At 55.2% G+C, this 18532-nt stretch carries 13 protein-coding genes and 4 tRNA genes; 9 read left to right on the top strand and 8 right to left on the bottom strand.

Annotation, left to right across the window (positions count from 1 at the left end; all coding sequences use genetic code 11):
* Positions 1 to 98 precede the first annotated feature (98 nt).
* Positions 99 to 1364: a chloride channel protein gene (locus tag DCL27_RS03820; protein WP_050979583.1), complete on the bottom strand. Its 1266-nt coding sequence runs from the start codon at positions 1362 to 1364 to the stop codon at positions 99 to 101.
* A gap of 458 nt (positions 1365 to 1822) precedes the next feature.
* Between DCL27_RS03820 and DCL27_RS03815 the strand changes: the two genes are divergently transcribed.
* Entirely contained in the window at positions 1823 to 3457 is a 1635-nt protein-coding gene (locus DCL27_RS03815; protein ID WP_035598157.1) for a YadA C-terminal domain-containing protein, read from the top strand.
* A gap of 366 nt (positions 3458 to 3823) precedes the next feature.
* On the top strand, positions 3824 to 5722 hold the full coding sequence (locus tag DCL27_RS03810; protein WP_035598154.1) for a methyl-accepting chemotaxis protein: 1899 nt from the start codon (positions 3824 to 3826) through the stop codon (positions 5720 to 5722).
* Between the two features lie 117 nt (positions 5723 to 5839).
* On the opposite strand, the gene DCL27_RS03805 is transcribed toward DCL27_RS03810, so the two are convergent.
* Positions 5840 to 6736 (bottom strand): helix-turn-helix domain-containing protein, encoded by an 897-nt coding sequence (locus DCL27_RS03805; RefSeq protein WP_223931150.1) that lies wholly within the window; start codon positions 6734 to 6736, stop codon positions 5840 to 5842.
* A 111-nt stretch (positions 6737 to 6847) separates the two neighbouring features.
* Here DCL27_RS03805 and DCL27_RS03800 point away from each other — a divergent pair, with 111 nt between their 5' ends.
* From DCL27_RS03800 to DCL27_RS03790, 3 genes are all read left to right on the top strand, one after another.
* Complete coding sequence (locus DCL27_RS03800; protein ID WP_223931151.1) at positions 6848 to 9139, top strand: ZirU family protein; 2292 nt, start codon at positions 6848 to 6850, stop codon at positions 9137 to 9139.
* Between the two features lie 136 nt (positions 9140 to 9275).
* Entirely contained in the window at positions 9276 to 9989 is a 714-nt protein-coding gene (locus DCL27_RS03795) for a ZirU family protein (RefSeq protein ID WP_035598151.1), read from the top strand.
* Positions 9990 to 10183: 194 nt separating this feature from the next.
* Positions 10184 to 11491, top strand: coding sequence for an invasin domain 3-containing protein (locus tag DCL27_RS03790; protein WP_080582832.1), 1308 nt, complete (start codon positions 10184 to 10186; stop codon positions 11489 to 11491).
* Between the two features lie 311 nt (positions 11492 to 11802).
* On the opposite strand, the gene DCL27_RS03785 is transcribed toward DCL27_RS03790, so the two are convergent.
* From DCL27_RS03785 to DCL27_RS03770, 4 genes are all read right to left on the bottom strand, one after another.
* Positions 11803 to 11879 (bottom strand) — tRNA-OTHER (locus DCL27_RS03785).
* 6 nt (positions 11880 to 11885) lie between these two features.
* Positions 11886 to 11960, bottom strand: a tRNA-Gly gene (locus DCL27_RS03780).
* Positions 11961 to 11965: 5 nt separating this feature from the next.
* Positions 11966 to 12041 (bottom strand) — tRNA-Ile (locus tag DCL27_RS03775).
* Positions 12042 to 12669: 628 nt separating this feature from the next.
* A tRNA-Arg gene (locus DCL27_RS03770) sits at positions 12670 to 12746 on the bottom strand.
* A 241-nt stretch (positions 12747 to 12987) separates the two neighbouring features.
* Here DCL27_RS03770 and folD point away from each other — a divergent pair.
* Positions 12988 to 13845 carry a bifunctional methylenetetrahydrofolate dehydrogenase/methenyltetrahydrofolate cyclohydrolase FolD gene (gene folD, locus DCL27_RS03765; protein ID WP_005295193.1) on the top strand — a complete coding sequence of 286 codons (858 nt, stop codon included), beginning with the start codon at positions 12988 to 12990 and terminating at the stop codon, positions 13843 to 13845.
* 115 nt (positions 13846 to 13960) lie between these two features.
* Positions 13961 to 14173: a ribosome-associated protein YbcJ gene (gene ybcJ / locus DCL27_RS03760; RefSeq protein ID WP_005289327.1), complete on the top strand. Its 213-nt coding sequence runs from the start codon at positions 13961 to 13963 to the stop codon at positions 14171 to 14173.
* Positions 14174 to 14234: 61 nt separating this feature from the next.
* On the opposite strand, the gene cysS is transcribed toward ybcJ, so the two are convergent.
* Entirely contained in the window at positions 14235 to 15620 is a 1386-nt protein-coding gene (cysS, locus tag DCL27_RS03755) for a cysteine--tRNA ligase (RefSeq protein WP_005295190.1), read from the bottom strand.
* A 186-nt stretch (positions 15621 to 15806) separates the two neighbouring features.
* Between cysS and ppiB the strand changes: the two genes are divergently transcribed.
* Together ppiB and lpxH are read left to right on the top strand one after the other, a co-directional pair.
* On the top strand, positions 15807 to 16301 hold the full coding sequence (gene ppiB / locus DCL27_RS03750; protein WP_005289336.1) for a peptidylprolyl isomerase B: 495 nt from the start codon (positions 15807 to 15809) through the stop codon (positions 16299 to 16301).
* An 8-nt stretch (positions 16302 to 16309) separates the two neighbouring features.
* Positions 16310 to 17044, top strand: coding sequence for a UDP-2,3-diacylglucosamine diphosphatase (lpxH, locus tag DCL27_RS03745; RefSeq protein ID WP_005289338.1), 735 nt, complete (start codon positions 16310 to 16312; stop codon positions 17042 to 17044).
* Here the strand turns inward: lpxH and DCL27_RS03740 are convergent.
* Positions 17041 to 18396, bottom strand: a complete 1356-nt coding sequence (locus tag DCL27_RS03740) for a sensor domain-containing diguanylate cyclase (protein WP_035597489.1) — start codon at positions 18394 to 18396, stop codon at positions 17041 to 17043. The two genes, lpxH and DCL27_RS03740, sit on opposite strands and share 4 nt — an antisense overlap.
* Positions 18397 to 18532 lie beyond the last annotated feature (136 nt).

The raw sequence follows: 18532 nt of genomic DNA, 5'->3' as shown, positions 1-18532 counted from the left end.
AGTAGGCGTGTATGGTTGCCGCCAGTTTGAACACGGACAGCGCACAACAACCGGTGCCAAGCGCGGAAAAACACGCACGTGCAGCATACATCGAGCGCTTAGCGCTCCAGACAGAGACGCACCATCGTGGCGCCGGAGACGGCCAAGCTCAACGGTAACAAGAAATCCTGAGCGATATGGGTTAATTCAAACACCAAGACCAGGGCGGTTAGCGGCATCCGCATCGAGGCGGATAAGAAGGCCGCCGCCCCCACCACGGCAAAGGCGCCCAACGCCGTGCCCGGAAACCAATGCAACCATAGACTCCCCAGGATACAGGCCAGCAAGGCACCATTGGCTAAGGCGGGCGTCATCAGGCCACCGCGAGCCCCGGCGCGCAAGGCGGCATACTGTACCGCCACCTTAGCGACCAGCAACAGGGCGGCCAGGGCGATGCCGACATCGCTGTTAAAACTGAGCCAGGTCGCCCCCTTGCCGTTCCCCGGCAAGGCCGGCAGCCACAGGGTTAATAAGGCTAGCAACAGGAAAGCCAGCAGATTATCGCGCACCAGGCGGCCATCCCGCGCTGAATGGGACTCCGCCAGGCGCCCCAAGCGAGCGAAGACGACCCCCGCATAACCCAATAGGGGACCGAAGAGCAGCGACCAGAGCAGTAAACTCGCGGTCACCGGGTAAGCGGGAAAATGGTACTGATACTCGTCGCCCAGGCCGAAGCGAGCCACCTCGGTCGCGATGGCGCTACAGGCCAATGCCGGCAGCACGGCCCTCGCCCGCCAAGTACGCAGCAGGACCTCCAGGGTAAACAACGCGCCAGCCAACGGCACGTTATACACCGCCGCCAGCCCTGCGCCCGCACCACAGGCGATCAGGGTACGCGTCTGCCCCGCGCCGATCCCCAGCCAGCTGGCCAGACGCGCCGCCCCCAGCGCCCCCATCTCACGTGGCGCCGACTCTCGCCCTAACGGCGAACCCATCCCGACGGTAACCACCTGCAAGATGGCGTGTAGCACACTCTCCCACCCCGGCATACGTTGGGCCGGGCGCTGAAGCGCCGCCCTCACGCCCACCAAAGGGCGGCCATAACGGTACAACGCATACCAGCCAACCCCTGCGACCACCCCCGCCGTCATCAATGCCACAAAGCGGCGTCCCGGCGTGGCCGCGCTCACCCCTTGCAAGAAGGACTCCTCGCTGATCACCGCATGGAGGCTGTAGCCATAGGCCAGATGCTGCACGCTATGCAGCAGTAAGGCTACCAGCCATCCGGCCAGGCCGGCGACCACGCCGATCGCCAACATCGCCACGGCCTCACGGCTGGCGACGGCCACACGTTTAGATTGCAAGGGGGAGGAAGGCTTCTGCACGTCTCACTGCACCGATACGCTAACATTCGGTGACAATAACACATCACAGCGAATCTTCGGCCGCCCGCCATGGCGTGAAATTGTTATCTTTTCTTACCTGGGCAAGATGACACGCCATAAGGCTCATCGACGGCATAGCCGCCAGGGAGACATAGCGCGGCATGCACAGCATTTCCCACGCCCATCGCTATTTTTAGTCACGTCAGAGACATCAGCTCTGGACAAATATCGCCGTTACCTGAATAGACGCTCTTAATAAAAATATCATGGCAATTTTTAAATCGAATAAATAAAACAAAATAAGAAATATAATAAAGAGAAAATAACATTATCAATTAATACATGCATCAAATAAATTATTCAATAATAGTCTTTATTGATATTCTTTTTTCGGCAATATCACTGCGCCTCCAAGATATTAGGCCAACGATTGGAATATAATATAAGGATATCATAATATGAAACGCCACACCCTTGCTGCGCTGATTTCATCGCTATTTGTCCTCAGCAGCGCTTATGGCTATGCCGACGACACGATCCCCGATGCCACGGCAACGCTACCGGTGCTCTCTCCCGAGGTGCCCGTCGCCCCACCAGCCGCCCCCGCAACATTAAACGCTGCCGAACTGGCGGCGGTTGCCAAAGGACTGCCACAGATCGGTACTTATCTTATCCAAGCGCAAGCCGAACAAACGATCCAAACCGCGCTGCAGGCGTCTATTCGGGAGTCATTAAAAGCGCCGACCTATTTTCATGACGAGATAGCAAAAGTCATTCAAGCTGGCAGTGAGGCGGAAGAGTTTCGAAATATAGTCAATGCGGCAGTGAATACCCCACTAATCCGTAATTCTATATTAGAACCGGCGGCAAAATACAAAGTCCAAGTCGATGGGATCAAAGCCGTAGAAAACTATGCGGGCTATATGAGCTCGGTCTATCGATCCAGTGCCGATATGGCAGCCATCGCCGCGTTAAAGGCGGCAAGCGAGGCTAATCAGCAAAGTTTTCTATTTAACGCCGCGTTGCATGATGCCCTGACATCGAATCAAGCCCGCGCACATCAAGTGTATGATACGCTGCATGCTTACACCTCGACGCACGTGGTTGATTATAACCTTGGTAAACTCGCGCAACGGGTGCTTGTCGATCAGCCGAAGATCGACACCCTGTTGGGGAACATGATCCAAACGGTCTTTCAACCCGTCTATCAAGAGAATGTGGTCGGCTTATTAGCCTCGCTCCAGCAAGCCGATGCCAGCATCAAGTCTTCACTGGCCTCATCCATTAGTAACGTTACTCAAAACGCACAACAAAATACGGCACAGTATTCGGCTTATCTCACCGACAATAAGGTTGCCGATAAGCTTAATCGCGCCGCCTTGGTCGCCGCCGTACAGGAGAGTTACCAGGGGGTACAGAGCAACCAACGGGCGCTCACCCAACTGCAACAGGCACATCAGGCCGACCTGACGATGGCCCATGTCGTCGCCATCGGTGCCGCCGATGCGGTGAAGAAGGCGAATGAGGCTAACATCGCCACTACCGCCGACAAGGTGAAGAAGGCGAATGAGGCAGCCCTGCGGGTAGCCCAGAAAGCCAATGCGGATGCCATCCACGAGGCCAAGGAGGCATTAAGTCAAGACATCCACGGGAATCAACAGAATACGCTAGCGGCAAACTTGATGGCGCTGGGGGCACTCAAAGGAGTCCAGGAGACGACGACAGAGCTGCAAAATCTCCAACGGAGCAGCAATGCCAGCAGTCATGCCTTTAACACTGCCCTAAATGACAGCAAGCGCGAGTTGAGCGCCGCTATCCAGGCGAATAGCCACTCCCTAAGCCGACGCATCGATGAGAATCGCAAAAAAGCGGCCGCGGGTATCGCCGGCGTGGCGGCGATGAGCAATATCCCCATTCCCTATGCTGAAGGCTCCTTCACTGTCGGCGTCGGTGTCGGCTACTACGATAGCCAGAGCGCCGGTGCCATTGGGATCGGCAAGGGCTTCGAGAACGGCTTGGCCATCAAAGCCTCCGCCTCCTTCGCTACCGACAGCAACGTTGCCATCGGTGGAGGCGCCTCCTGGAACTTCTGAGTTATCCCACCTTCCCGGCTCACGCCGGGAAGGTGCTTTCCCTCGCGCCTGTGATGCCCGCTATCCTTGCTGAGCTCCGTGCCAGAATTTAATTCCGCCCAGAATAATTTCCATAGCAATATTTAATTCCTCTCGGGCATACTTTATCTAGCCTACTCATATGAGCAGGAATAATAAACGGCAGCCCTAGCACCTAGTCAGTTTTTACCTCGTAAAGCAATGGGGAAGAAAAAGAATATTATCATCTAAAAATTACTTTCTTATTTAAAGATCGCCACGCCGCTCACGCCATTAAAAAAATGAATTAAAGGAATAGTAAAAAATGCCGTTGTAAGCGCTACCCCCATAAAAAAGAGATAGCGCATCATGACCTGGAAAAATACGCAGGGAAGGATCGTCCTGTTATTCATTAGTTTTTTTATTGTGTTGATCGTTGTCAGCAATATCATTATCAAGCTATTCATCTCACCTCAACTGGTCGAAACCGAAGTCAGAAATATCAAGGTTAGCGCTGAGGCACAAAGCGATATCATTAAAGAGCAGATGAACCGGGTAAAGGCGCAACAACGCGCTATCACCGAGTTGGTCAGCAACCTCCCCAGTGAACAACTCGATCACCTATTACCTCCGCTGATTAATCAATATGGCGACAGCAATATTTTTGGCGGTGGGATCTGGCCGCTACCCGGAAAACGCGATCCGGCTAAAGAACGCTTCAGCACCTTCTATGCCCGTGACGCCAGCGGTGTACTCCAGCTCAATAGCGTATGGAATCAGCCCACCTCCCAGAAATATTGGCAACAGAGTTGGTATCTGGCGGGATTAAACGCGCCCGCCGGCGAATGCGCCTGGGCCAATGCCTACCAGGATGCGGCGAGCTCACAGCCAAGAACCAACTGCGCCATGGCGATAAGTAAAAATGGCCAGCCTTGGGGTGTCTCGACCATCGATGTGACCTTGGGATTCTTTAATCAACTCGCCCAACAGATGAGCAAGACGATTGACGGCACGGTGTTGATCGTCGAGGCCGATGGTAAAATCATCGGCGACGGCACCCCCAATGCCGAACACGCTACACTGGCTAACTTGCGCGATCTCTCCCTGCCATTGGCGACACCGCTACTGACGCTACTCAAGCAAGAGAGCAAGGGGGAGAGGCAAGGCGAATACCAGGGGGAGGATGGGCGTCATTCACTCTTCCTGCTCCCCATCGCCGGGACGCCTTGGTATTTGGCGGTCGACGTCACTAATCGCCTCTTAGAGCATCACTCCTTCGAGGTGCTGAGCCAACTGGCCATCATACAGGGGGTGATGGGGGTGATCATCGTACTCATCCTGATGGCCATCATTCGTAACGTCTTTGCTAACGTGACTCTGCTGAATAACAATATTAAGGCGCTCTCCAGCGGAGGAGCCGACCTGACGCGTCGACTCGCCGCCAGCCGTAGCCCTGAATTCAATCAGGTGGTCGATAGCTTTAATGCGTTTATCAGTTTCCTCCATCACCTGATGCGCCAAGTGGAACAAAGCGCCTTGGCCATCTCCAGCGCCTCACGCCAAATAGCCGGGGGGAATATCGATCTCTCCTCACGCACCGAGGAACAATCTGCCGCCATCGTCGAAACCGCCGCCTCGATGGAGGAGTTAACCGGTACCGTACGCCTGAATGCCAACAATGCCCAACAGGCTCATCAGTTGGCTACCCAGGCCACCACTGCCGCCAAGGCGGGCACCGCCGTGGTGAATGAGGTCGTCACCACCATGGGGCACATCAGCCACTCCTCAGCAGAAATCGTCGAGATCATCGCCGTCATCGATGGCATCGCCTTCCAGACCAATATCCTGGCCCTTAACGCCGCCGTCGAGGCGGCACGAGCGGGAGAACATGGTCGAGGCTTCGCCGTGGTCGCCAGCGAAGTCCGCGCCTTGGCGCAACGCAGCGCCCAGTCGGCACAGGAGATCAAGAAACTGATCGAAACGTCCGTCAGCAACATTGGGCAAGGCAGCGATCTGGTTCGTCAAGCCGGCGACAGCATGCATGCCTTGGCGCAGAAGGTAGAAGGCGTCAACCTGCTGATCTCGGAGATCAGCCACTCCAGCGATGAGCAAAGCCGTGGTATCGAACAGATCAATGTCGCCATCACCCAGCTGGACAGCACTACCCAGCAGAATGCCGTATTAGTGGAAGAGGTCGCAACCGCCGCGCAATCCATGGAGGAACAGACCGTGCAATTGGCACAGGTTGTCCGCAGCTTCAAGCTCTAACCCCGCAGCGCCCCGCCTTACCGATCGACATTCGCGGCAAAGGCGGGGTCTAACCAAGAGGATCCCATACCGTCTCCACCATCCATCATGAGGAAGACCTTTCCTTTTCACACCGTCTCAAAGCTTATATTTTGCATAATAGTCAAACAGCGACTCGCCATACTTACGATGAAACAGGCGGGAGGCCGCATACACCGAACGAAAGCCGCTGTTCACTACGATATCCTGTAATGGCCGGGCGGGATCACTGCGAATCTGTTGCTGTACAACCTCGATACGAAATTTGGTAATGAGATCCTTAAATCGCGTCTGCTCACGAGAAAATATGTATTGAATCGTACGTAGTGATAGACCGCTCAAATCGACTAAGTCCTTCAATGAAAAATCATCTAGATGACTATTCTGTTGTATTAATGCACATAGTTTATTAAACCGTGAGCTATGGTAACGCTTGGCTGAGCCCGTCGATAAGTTAAGTATATCAATAAGTATTTGTAGTTTTTCTCGTTGAGCATGCTGACTCGAAATCTCTGCCATCACTTTGTTGATCAGCGAACCAAACTGAAGTGTAGAGGCCATCCGGCCATCGAACAGCGTAGTAATCGATGCGTTATTCGACCCTAGTTGTGATAGCGTAAAAATCACCGTCGTGGAATGACGAAGATATTTCGAACCTAGGGTAAATGGGTTGCCGCCATTTACCAGCAATGTATCCTTCCCCGCCCCCTCAATCAACTTATCACGATAGACACAATAAAGTGGCGTATCCATATAAATCAAGGCAAATACATCATTGCTTCTCTCATTTTTTACCACACTACTCGGTGTACTAAAGACGTTCATGATCGTTCCCTTATCAGGTGTAATTGATAAGTTAACCTCACCATAAAAGTCCAAATGCTCCGGAGTAAACAATTGAATATCACCGCAATAGGTATTCTCTTTTAGAAAAACGACCCATTGGTTAATATCTTCAATAGTATGCACGGTAAGTGATTTAGTCAGAGTATTCATGCTGAACACCTCTAGAGAATTGGTTGTTTTTCTATCATCATTAGTAATATCAGCACATTCATCTGACGAAATTAAGCCAACAAAGTGCAGCGTTTTTAGAAAAAAATAAAAATGCATGAATCTATAAAATCTGCACATTTTAAATCATTAACAGACACTAAAAATAATATGTTAAGCGCATCACATCACGCCAATTCAAATGAGGCGTTGATGAGTAAGCGACTAGGATTGGATCTGCTGCATGAGATAGGCGATATGAAAAACAGGGTAAGTTGTGCCATCGTTTCTACGTCGACAAGCGTCAAAAAGCGTCGACAAATGCTGACTTGGGTTAACGTGATCTGCCAGATCCTTTCCCCTATCAGCATGACATTTACCCCCGTTATCGTTGCGCGTGCCGAGGTGCCGCCGCGGCCAGTTTATACATCCACGCAGCCTTATATATTACGCAACGATGACAGCATCGCTAGTATCGCGGCTAAATTTAACACAACACCAGCTCAGCTCGAGAAACTCAATCAATTTCGCCACTTTGCGCATGGCTTTATGCAGGTAGGGCCCGGGGATGAAATCGATGTCCCTAACCCAGCGATGGAGAAGCGGCGGCAACATGACGAGGAGAGCGCGGCACAACGGAGTCGCGTGGACTCATCACGCCGAGAAACCTGGCTGCAGCCGCCAGCACCGCTGATGCAGGCAGGCATGGCGCTCGCCTCATCCCATCCCTCTGAGGCGACCACGTCACTGGCACGCACGCTGGCTACCAGCGCAGCCAATGAGGAAATTCAAACCTGGTTGAAACAATATGGCACAGCACGTGTTCAGTTAAACGTCGATAAGAACTTCTCCCTGCAAGAAAGTGCATTGGATTGGTTACTCCCGCTCTCGGATACCCCCAACCTAACGCTCTTTACTCAGCTCGGTGCTCGAAATAAGGATCATCGTCATACTATGAATATCGGCGTAGGCGCTCGAACTTTATTCGGCAACTGGTTATTCGGCCTCAACACTTTTTATGATCGCGATCTCACTGGCCATAATTCACGTATTGGCATAGGAGCCGAAGCATGGACCGATTATTTACAGCTATCGGCGAATAGCTATTTTCGATTGGGTAGTTGGCATCAGTCACATGATTTTGCCGACTACGATGAACGAGCCGCCAATGGTTTTGACCTACGCGCCAATGGTTGGCTACCGGCATTACCTCAATTAGGTGCCAAACTGGTTTATGAACAATATCAGGGGGAGCACGTCGCATTATTCGGCAAAGATAATCTCCAGCGCAACCCATCCGCACTGACTGCTGGAATTAACTACACCCCCTTCCCATTATTAACGATCGGCATCGATGAACGTCTAGGGAAAGAGGGGCATAATGACACCCAATTTAACATCCAATTAAATTATCATCCTGGTGCCGAATGGCAGTCACAAATTGATCCCGGCGCCGTCGCAGCAACCCGCCGTATCGATGAGGCACGCTACAATCTCGTCGAACGGAATAACAACATCGTGTTGGAGTATAAGAAGCAAGATCTTATCCATCTGGCGTTATCGAGTCATGCTATCCGCGCTTGGCCTGGAAGCGTACATACACTCAGCGCAATACTGCAAAGTAAATATGGCATTGAGCAGATAAGCTGGCAGGATGGCGGCCTCGCCGCCGCCGGTGGCCAGTTGATCGCACTCGATAAAACGCATTTTCGCTTAACGCTACCGCCCTATAAGGTAGCGCGCGCGCGCAACGCCGCCCCCACGCCCACGGCAGAGGAGATCGCCGCTAATACCTACCATCTGACGGCGATAGCTTTCGATAGCCAGGGCAACCCGTCCAACAGCGAAACCTTGGTGGTCACCGTACAGCCGCTCCAGGCGGTATTGCGCAGCGCCCCAATCGTTACCGGCGACTATGCCCTTGCCAACGGCAGGGATCAGATCGGTGTGGATTTTATCGTGCAAGATAGCCAAGGCAATCCCTTGGTCGATCGCGAGGTGATCCTCCATACCAATAATGGCGCACAACCTACCACGCTCACCGTGAAAACCGACTCCCGTGGCATCGCCCACATCGCTGTCACCAACACGAATGCAGGCATCACCCGCGTAACTGCGGAAATAGATGGCCAGACACAGTACCAAGATATCACCTTTGTCCACCCGGATATCAGCATCACCATTAGCGGACTAGTGAAGGGCTATCCCTTGGTCGGCGAGACGTTGAGTGCACAGGTCAGTTGTGGAACGGCTGGATGCCCAAGCGCGTTGCGTTACCAATGGCAAATCGAGGACGCCATTAACAGTGGGCGTTATAGCGATATTCCGGGAGCCAACGCTACGACCTATACCCCCATAGGGAGCGATCAGAAACGCCGTATTCAGGTCATCGTCAATCCAGAATAGCGCGCGGTACCGCACGCATGCGGAGCGCGCCCCGTCGTCGCGTCCAATGGCGAAGATAGGCGGCTAGCGCGCAACGAGCAATGCCGTGTGGATCTATTCACAAGCAGTCAATCAAATGAAAAAACTGGAGTAGGTAATGAAGACAGGAATCATGCAATTTAAGAAACGAGCGCTATCGGCCTCGCTCATTCTCGCTATCTCGGGTGCCGCCTTGGCGGCCACCTCTCCCCCGACGGAAAGCGTAAAGGGACATAAGCCAGCATATAACGATATCGGGATTCAGTTTCATGATCTTGATGGCAATAAGGTCGCCAGCGTCGGAGATACCCTCTCCGTGACGAAAGGCATCTTTAACGATCAGGATGGCGATAGCGAGAACAGCTCGACCTATCAATGGTATAGCGACGGCTCTCCCATCGGCGGTGCGACCGGTGATAGCTATACACTGAGCCAAGGCGATATCGGTCACACGATCAAGGTCGGCGTCATTGCCCACACCGATCCCACGGTAACCGACCCGGCGGATGGCGATGAAATGTACTCCAGCCATGGCGGCGCTACCGATGGTTCAGACAACGGTAACGGCAGTGTTGTCACCGATGCCAACGATGTCGTCTCGGTGGTCATCAGCGGCATGAGCGGCGCAAACCCTCTCGTCAACGAGACACTGACCGCCACGGCTACCTGTACCTCGGGCTCCGTCTGTAGCGGGCCGGTCAACTACCAATGGCAGATTGAAACCACACCTGGCTCCGGTAACTATCAAGATATCGGCTCGAATACTAACACTTACACCGTTCAAGGCACTGATCAGAAACGCAAGATCCAGGTAATTGCGACGAAACAATAAACGGGCACGACACCGACTGACCCGTTCTTCTTACCACCGCCAACATCGGATAAATCATCGATTTACCCGACGGTAATAACGATATCCTCCCTCTCGTCATGCAACAGGAGGGAGGATGCGCGACAACGCACTTAATACCAGCAGCAGGGGATAACTACATGTGTAAATTCCGCAGAGTGGGAGGCAGCCCGGTCATGGCACTGATATGGGGGCTAATGACAAGCTTGGCGGTATGGTCGGCATCCGACAATACGCCGCCCGTCAAAGGGCATGCGCCGACTATCGACGGAGTCGCCATCGCCATGCCCATTGGTCGTCCAATGGTCGGCGATACCCTACAATCATATGGTTCTCCTTTGTTCAGCGATCCCGATAATGATCCCGAATTCGGTAGTCTCTTACAGTGGTACCGTGAGGGGAGCCCTACGCCTATTGCCTCAGGCGGGCAATATACATTGGTCGATGCCGACATCGGGAAAAACATTGAATTTGGCTATACTCCGGCAACCGACCCGCTATCAACCGATCCCTATTTAGGGCGTGAAGTACGGGCTCCCGCAACCCCGTCCATCGTCGGTCGCCCGTTGGTGAGCTCAACGTTTAACAGTGATAAGATGACGCTTACCGCGAATAACAGCGACAGCGCGAAACTGACACTTAGCCTGATCGACAACGCCACGCGACCGGTGAGCGGAATTAGTCCGCGTTTAACGTTCTCCTATAGCGTTAACAGCGGCATCACCAGTGGAGCGCTGCAAATTAGTCAACCCAGCGAAACCAGCGAGGGCAGCGGAGTCTATACGGCCACCGTCAGCGGCACATCGGTGGGGCAGATCACCGTGACACCCACACTGGATGGCACCACACTGCCCACCACTCCTGCCATGCTTCAGCTGACACTCACCGCGCCGTTGACGATTCTCAGCGCCACCACGGAGAAGAACCCCCACACCTTCCTCACAAACTTTCCAACGACGGGCTTCGCGGGAGCGACGTTTAAGCTAAACCTCAGCGACAACGCCCCAACGGCATATCAATGGGCTGTCGATGGACAAAATGACGGAACCAGCTACACCGCGGTGAGCCCAAATGGCGTCGTCACACTCAAAAGCGCGCATATAGGGACACAAACCGTCAGCGTGAAATCTCGCGCCACCGGAGACACCTTAGCCAGTTGGTCTTTCACCCTGGCGGGATGGTTCGCCAGCGGTGGCAGCACGCCGATCCCCTGGGCCAATGCCGATGCCTATTGCCGCGCCAACGGAGGCGCCTTGCCGCTCAGGAGTCAGGTTTCGTTGGGCCAGGGTGTACGCGGTAGTGGCTCGCTGTTTAGTGAGTGGGGCGATCTCACCCAACTGAATGCCGGCTTTATTCTCAGTGTCTACTGGACGGGTGAAATATACGATACGGCCTACCACTACGATGTCGTCCTCGCCAGCGGCGCTATAACCTATAACGTCAGCAGCAATGTGGAATATGTCGTCTGCCGACAGGGGCTATAAATCCATATCATGGTCGGGTTGCGAGATACCATGCAACGCAACTCGGCCATGACGCCCGCCGCTTGTGTGTCTGACGCCATGATGGCGCACATCAACCGAGACCGAGATACGCCGACGATCACCTTGATGCCACCCCGTTCCTTGCTCAGTGGAGGTCTTTGACCTCCGCTCCCCACTCACGCCTCTCATGTCACAAGCCAGAATTCCCCCCCATCCTGGCTCGATGGTCAGTCACATGGCTAAACGGAGAAAATGTGCCTGACAGCAAGATGCACCGGGATCCCCTTCATCGCCGAAGGCCGTGCTAAAGGTGGTCCGCCACCGAGGCCTCGAACCTCGCACCTACAACCTCAAGGTTATCGGCTCTACCAGACTGAGCTAGTGGCGGATAGGTTGGAGCGGGCAGCGGGAATCGAACCCGCATCATCAGCTTGGAAGGCTGAGGTAATGGCCATTATACGATGCCCGCCTATATGGTGGCCCTTGCTGGGTTTGAACCAGCGACCAATCGGTTATGAGCCGACTGCTCTCACCGCTGAGCTAAAGGGCCGAGTGCCATAATGAGGTGGCTTATCCCCAGACTGAAGCACCCGACGCTAACCAAGGGCCCCATGACAGCGGAGGAGGATGTTATCGATGGTCGTGGCGATGAACAATGGCTCGAGGAAATTTTCAGACATTCCCTACCCCGTGTCGCCAGACGCGCGCCCCCCTTATATGCCCCAGAGGCGCGACATTTCCCCCTCGGCATGACGCCGCAAGATACCATCCTCCCCCATCATCGCGCCCACTGATTAGGCCGTAAGGGCGCGAAGGGCGCGTCAATCGATGGCCTTCAGTGAAGCAGGATAACCGCACTCAGCCCATCGGCCTGCTGAGAGCTCGTCTCTTTAGGTTTTATCGCCGCCCTCTCGCAGAGCGTTAAGGCAGCTCGTCCCACGCGACGAGCAAAGCGCGTCGTTTTCACGCACAGCGCCTCGTCTAAACGAGCGGACGTACCCCGCACTGTCTTGCAAGAAATGGGCGGATGGGGATCAATCACTCTGATTGCGCAGATAGGCACGTCTGGCCGTCAATCACCTGACCGAATTCGACCAACTTTCTGAGGTTGCGACACAAAAACGACACAGGAGGAAAAGCAAGTAGGATTGAAAACCGCTTAATCAATTGATTTTCAATGGTGCGCCCTGCAGGATTCGAACCTGCGACCCACGGCTTAGAAGGCCGTTGCTCTATCCGACTGAGCTAAGGGCGCATCGGGGGTAACCGGTGCATCTGCCTGATGTTTCAAGCGGGATGGGATTATACGGCCCCACTCTGATGAGTCAATGCCTTTCACGGGAAATCACGGATTTCCGCCCGAGAATGGGAGTCTATACAACAGACTCCTCGTTACGCGCACTCTTGATAGAGATCAACATTTACCTGACAGCACGCCGACCATCTGCGACAATAGTCGCTTCCCCCGCAACATAACCAGGATGGATCAACTCACCATGACAGCAAAAATTATTGATGGGAAAACGATTGCGCAGCAAGTCAGAAGTGAAGTCGCGGCACGGGTACAACAGCGCCTAGCGGAAGGTAAACGCGCGCCAGGGCTGGCCGTCATCATGGTCGGCGACGATCCGGCCTCTCGAATCTACGTCGGTAGTAAAAAACGTGCCTGTGAGGAGGTTGGCTTCCTCTCGCGCTCCTATGCGTTACCGGAGGACACCAACCAGGCCGACCTGCTCGCGCTGATCGATACACTCAACGCCGACGCGGCGATCGATGGCATTTTAGTGCAGTTGCCGCTGCCCGACGGGATCGACAATACCCTGGTCCTGGAGCGTATCCGTCCGGATAAAGACGTAGATGGCTTCCACCCCTATAACCTGGGGCGTCTGTGTCAGCGGACCCCCAAGCTGCGCCCTTGCACCCCGCGCGGCATCATCACCCTGCTAGAACGTTGCGCTATCGAAACCCAGGGACTGGATGCCGTGATGGTCGGCGCCTCCAATATCGTTGGGCGCCCGATGGCGCTAGAGTTGCTGCTGGCGGGTTGCACCACCACCATTACCCATAGCCGTACGCGGAACCTGCAGCAACACGTCGAGCGCGCCGATCTGATCGTGGCCGCCGTCGGTAAGGCCCATTTTATTCCCGGCGAATGGGTGAAACCCGGGGCCGTGGTGATCGATGTCGGTATCAACCGCCTGGAGAACGGTAAGGTCGTCGGCGATGTCGACTTCGCCGCCGCCGCTCAGCGCGCCAGCTGGATCACACCGGTACCCGGTGGCGTCGGGCCGATGACGGTCGCCACGCTGATGCAAAACACCTTGCAGGCCTGCGAAGCGTTCCACGACTGCTGATAGCCGCCTGCGCCGCACCGGGCGCACCTTTCCCGTGCGCCCGGCGTCCCACACTGGCACAATAGTGCCGTGTCCGCCCGTGCGGCGGTTAATTTTTCAGGCAAGAGACAAAAGCATGCAAACTTTCCATCTGGACAATCACCCACACGTCGAGCTGTGCGATCTGCTGAAGCTACAGGGCTGGTGTGACAGCGGCGCCCAGGCCAAAAACCTGATCGCCGACGGGCAGGTCAAGGTCGATGGCGCCATCGAGACGCGCAAACGCGCCAAGATTGTCGCCGGTCAGGTGGTCGACTTCGCCGGGCAACAGGCGCGCGTCGTCGCCTAAACCAAACGCCAGGCGTAAAAAAGCCGGACCCCAGAGTCCGGCTTTTTACATGCTGGCGCGCTTACTTACGACGCCAGGTGGTCCCCTGCGGGCCATCCTCCAGCACGATCCCCAAGGCATTCAACTGGTCACGCGCATCATCGGCACGCGCCCAATCCTTGGCGGCTCGAGCATCGTTACGCTGCTTGATCAACGCCTCGATCTGCGCCGCTTCACCGTCATCGGCGCTCGCCCCACTCTGCAAGAAGGCATCCGGATCCTGCTCCAGCAGACCCAGCACCCCAGCCAGACGACGTAGCTGCGCCGCCAGCGCGTTAGCCTGCGCCATATCCTCCCCTTTCAGGCGGTTCACCTCGCGCGCCATGTCGAACAGCACCGAGTAAGCCTCTGGGGTATTGAAGTCGTCATCCATCGCCGCCCGGAAACGCCCTTCGAAGGCCTCATCCGCCGCCGGTTGGGCCGTGGCATCGGTACCGCGCAGCGCGGTATACAGACGCTCCAGGGCCGCACGCGCCTGCTTCAGGTTCTCTTCGCTGTAGTTCAGCTGGCTGCGATAGTGACCAGACATCAGGAAGTAACGCACCGTCTCCGCATCGTAGTGCGCCAGCACGTCGCGGATGGTAAAGAAGTTACCCAGCGACTTGGACATCTTCTCACGGTCGATCATCACCATGCCGGAGTGCATCCAGTAGTTGACGTAGGCGCCGTCATGGGCGCAGGTCGACTGGGCGATCTCATTCTCATGGTGCGGGAACATCAGATCCGACCCGCCGCCATGGATATCAAAGTGGGAACCGAGTTGCTTGCAGTTCATCGCCGAGCACTCGATGTGCCAGCCGGGACGCCCTTCGCCCCACGGTGACGGCCAGCTCGGCTCACCCGGCTTGGACATCTTCCACAACACGAAGTCCATCGGGTTGCGTTTCACCTCTGCCACCTCGACGCGCGCGCCGGCCTGCAACTGCTCCAGATCCTGGCGCGACAACAGGCCATAGTCCGGATCGGTATCGACGGCGAACATCACGTCACCGTTGCTGGCCACATAGGCGTGACCACGGGCGATCAATTGCTCCACCAGCGCGATGATTTCGGCGATGTGGTGAGTGGCGCGCGGCTCCACGTCCGGACGGGCAATATTCAAGGCGTCGAAATCGCGATGCATCTCCGCCAACATGCGCTCGGTCAACTGCTCGCAGCTCTCTTTGTTTTCCAGCGCACGCTTGATGATCTTATCGTCCACGTCGGTCACGTTGCGCACATACTTCAGCGTATAGCCCAGGTAGCGCAGATAGCGTGCCACCACGTCAAAACAGACGAAGGTACGGCCATGCCCGATGTGACACAGATCGTAAATGGTTACCCCACACACATACATGCCGACTTCTCCGGCATGGATGGGTTTAAATTCCTCTTTCTGTCGACTGAGTGTATTAAAGATTTTAAGCATCGGGGGTATCCGTGATGGTTGCTGATAACAAGGAAACGTTGGAGTTATACTAACGCAGCGCCAAGGGAGAATGAAGCCCACACAGGCGCGGCTGGCGAATATTCCCCGAGAAAGAGGTGCCAGCGGCAGGGGCATCGGCTACAATCATCCCGCTCGCTTCAATCATCATAAAACAGGATTATTGTTATGGTTACTTTCCACACCAATCATGGTGACATCGTCATCAAAACCTTTGACGACAAAGCACCGGCTACCGTTGCCAACTTCCTGGAATATTGCCGCGAAGGCTTCTACGACAACACCATCTTCCACCGCGTAATCGATGGTTTCATGATCCAGGGCGGCGGTTTTGAGCCGGGCATGAAGCAGAAGGCCACCAAGGCACCGATCAAGAATGAAGCCAACAATGGCCTGAAGAACAGCCGCGGCACCCTCTCCATGGCGCGGACCAACGATCCGCACTCGGCTACCGCCCAGTTCTTCATCAACGTCGTCGACAACGACTTCCTGAACTTCCGCTCCGAGCGCCCGGACGGCTGGGGTTATGCCGTATTCGCCGAAGTGGTAGAGGGTATGGATGTGGTCGACAAGATCAAAGGCGTCTCCACCGGTCGTCACGGCATGCACCAGGATGTCCCGCGTGAAGACGTGATCATCGAACGCGTTACCGTGAGCGACTAATCGCCCGAATGGCAACGCTGTTCATTGCTGATTTACATCTCAGCCAACAGGAACCGGCGATCACCGCCGGTTTTCTGCGTTTTCTCGCCACGGAGGCGCGCCAGGCCGAGGCGCTCTATATCCTCGGCGACTTCTTCGACTACTGGATCGGCGACGACGATCCGCAACCGCTACACCAACAGGTCGCCGACGCGCTACGTCGCCTGAGCGACAGCGGTGTACGCTGTTACTTCATTCACGGCAATCGCGACTTCCTGCTGGGCAAGCGCTACGCCGCACGCTGCGGCATGACCCTATTGCCGCAAGAGCAGGTGATCACCCTATATGGGCGACGTATCCTGCTGCTACACGGCGATACCCTATGTAGCGATGATCAGGCGTACCAACGCTATCGGCGTAAGGTGCATAACCCGTTACTCCAGTGGCTGTTCCGCCGCCTCCCCCTACGGCTACGCCTGAAGATCGCCGCCGGTATGCGTCAACAGAGCGCACGCAGCAATAGCGCCAAGTCGATGACCATCATGGACGTCAATCAACAGACGGTCTGCGCCACCTTGCAGCGCCACGCGGTACACTGCATGATCCACGGCCACACTCATCGCCCCGCGATCCACCATTTTTGTCTGCCTGACGGCAGCGGTGCTCAACGCGCGGTACTCGGCGCCTGGCACCAGCATGGTTCGATGATCCGCGTCGATGCCGAGGGATTGGCGCTGATCGATCTGCCTAGCCATCCCGCCTAAGGCGTCGAGGCGGCCAAGACCACCCGATTACGCCCCGTCTGTTTGGCTTGGTACAGCGCACTGTCCGCTCGTACCATGTACGCCTCCGCGCTACACCGCGCGGGGCGGCAGAGCACGCCCCCGATGCTTAGCGTTACCGTCACGGGCCGCCCATCCTGCGCGCTGAGGGTCAGCGCGGCGACGCGCGCCCGGATCTGTTCCGCCCGAGCCTGAAGTACCGCCTCATTCTCCACCGCGGGCAACAACACACAGAGCTCATCGCCGCCGATACGCGCCAGGACATCCCCGGTGGCGAGAACCTGCTCGATCGCCCGCGTTACGGCGATCAACGCCCGATCGCCGCTCAGATGACCATACCGATCATTCACCTGTTTAAAGTGATCGATATCCATGATCAGGATCGCCGGTGGATACTCGACACTCGCCCGTTGTAAGGCATGCTGCAAGGCGTCGTAGTAATAACTACGGTTATACGCACGCGTTAATCCATCACGAATCGCGTTATCGTGAGTGACGACATAGGCATGCTGCATGCGGCGATAGCGTTGAAAGATGTCATAGAGGAAGATCTCCATCACGCAGAAATTCGCCAACAGGCCAAACAGCAACGAGCCGTACCAGCCGACACTGTTTACCTGCGGCGCGCGCCACTGCAAGAGAAAGCCGCCGACGATGACCAGGCAAGCCAACGTCACCGCCAGCCAAAAGCGCGTCGCCAGACGCGTCCGCCACACCAGCAATAACGCTAATCCCCACCATAGGGTACACATCGTCGGTAACAGGAGACGCCGGTAATCGGCGCGATAAGCGAGGCTCTCCTGCAGGAGAGTAGGACTCAGCCAGGCCGTTTGACTAGAGAGTAGCAGCGCCGTCGCCGTGACCAGCACGACGGCGAGCGTGCAGATCACGGACACCGAGCGCGGCTGAACCGGGCCGCGACGGGAAAACAGATACAGCGCATACAGGAATAACAGTCCCATGCCACCGTAGCGCAGTAGATAAAATAGCACGAAGTCATTCAGTGTCAGCGAGTGGGCATTCCGGCTCTGAAATACATCGGGATAAAATAATAAACTATAGGTTAAAATAAGCGCCGAAAGAATATAGGCAGCGATCAATGGTAACTTATATACATGCGCCCGCTCGCAATTAAATTGCATAAAAATAAATAGCGCAATTAATATATGAAGGATAAGCAAAACGGCGTTACAGACCGCGACAAAGCCATACAATAAGGTAATCGGATAGGCGGCGGCATACAGTATCAATAGGTAGCTAACGATCGTCAGCAATAATAACGAGACGCCGAGCGGCCCCCCACAACGCGATACTAGCGACGCTTTTCCTTCCATGGCATTCCTTAATTCACAACATATTTTCCCGCTTATTCGCATTCCTCCGACAGCACAACGCAATAATAGGCGGGGGTCATTACTCTACTATTTTTAGCTTAGTATAGTGTCTATCGTGGATAGATTAATAATATTC

Origin of the sequence: Edwardsiella tarda ATCC 15947 = NBRC 105688 (genome assembly GCF_003113495.2) — a bacterium.
Classification (GTDB): Bacteria; Pseudomonadota; Gammaproteobacteria; order Enterobacterales; family Enterobacteriaceae; genus Edwardsiella; species Edwardsiella tarda.
The sequence above is the reverse complement of the archived record's forward strand: the minus strand, read 5'-3'. Positions and strand labels throughout refer to the sequence as shown.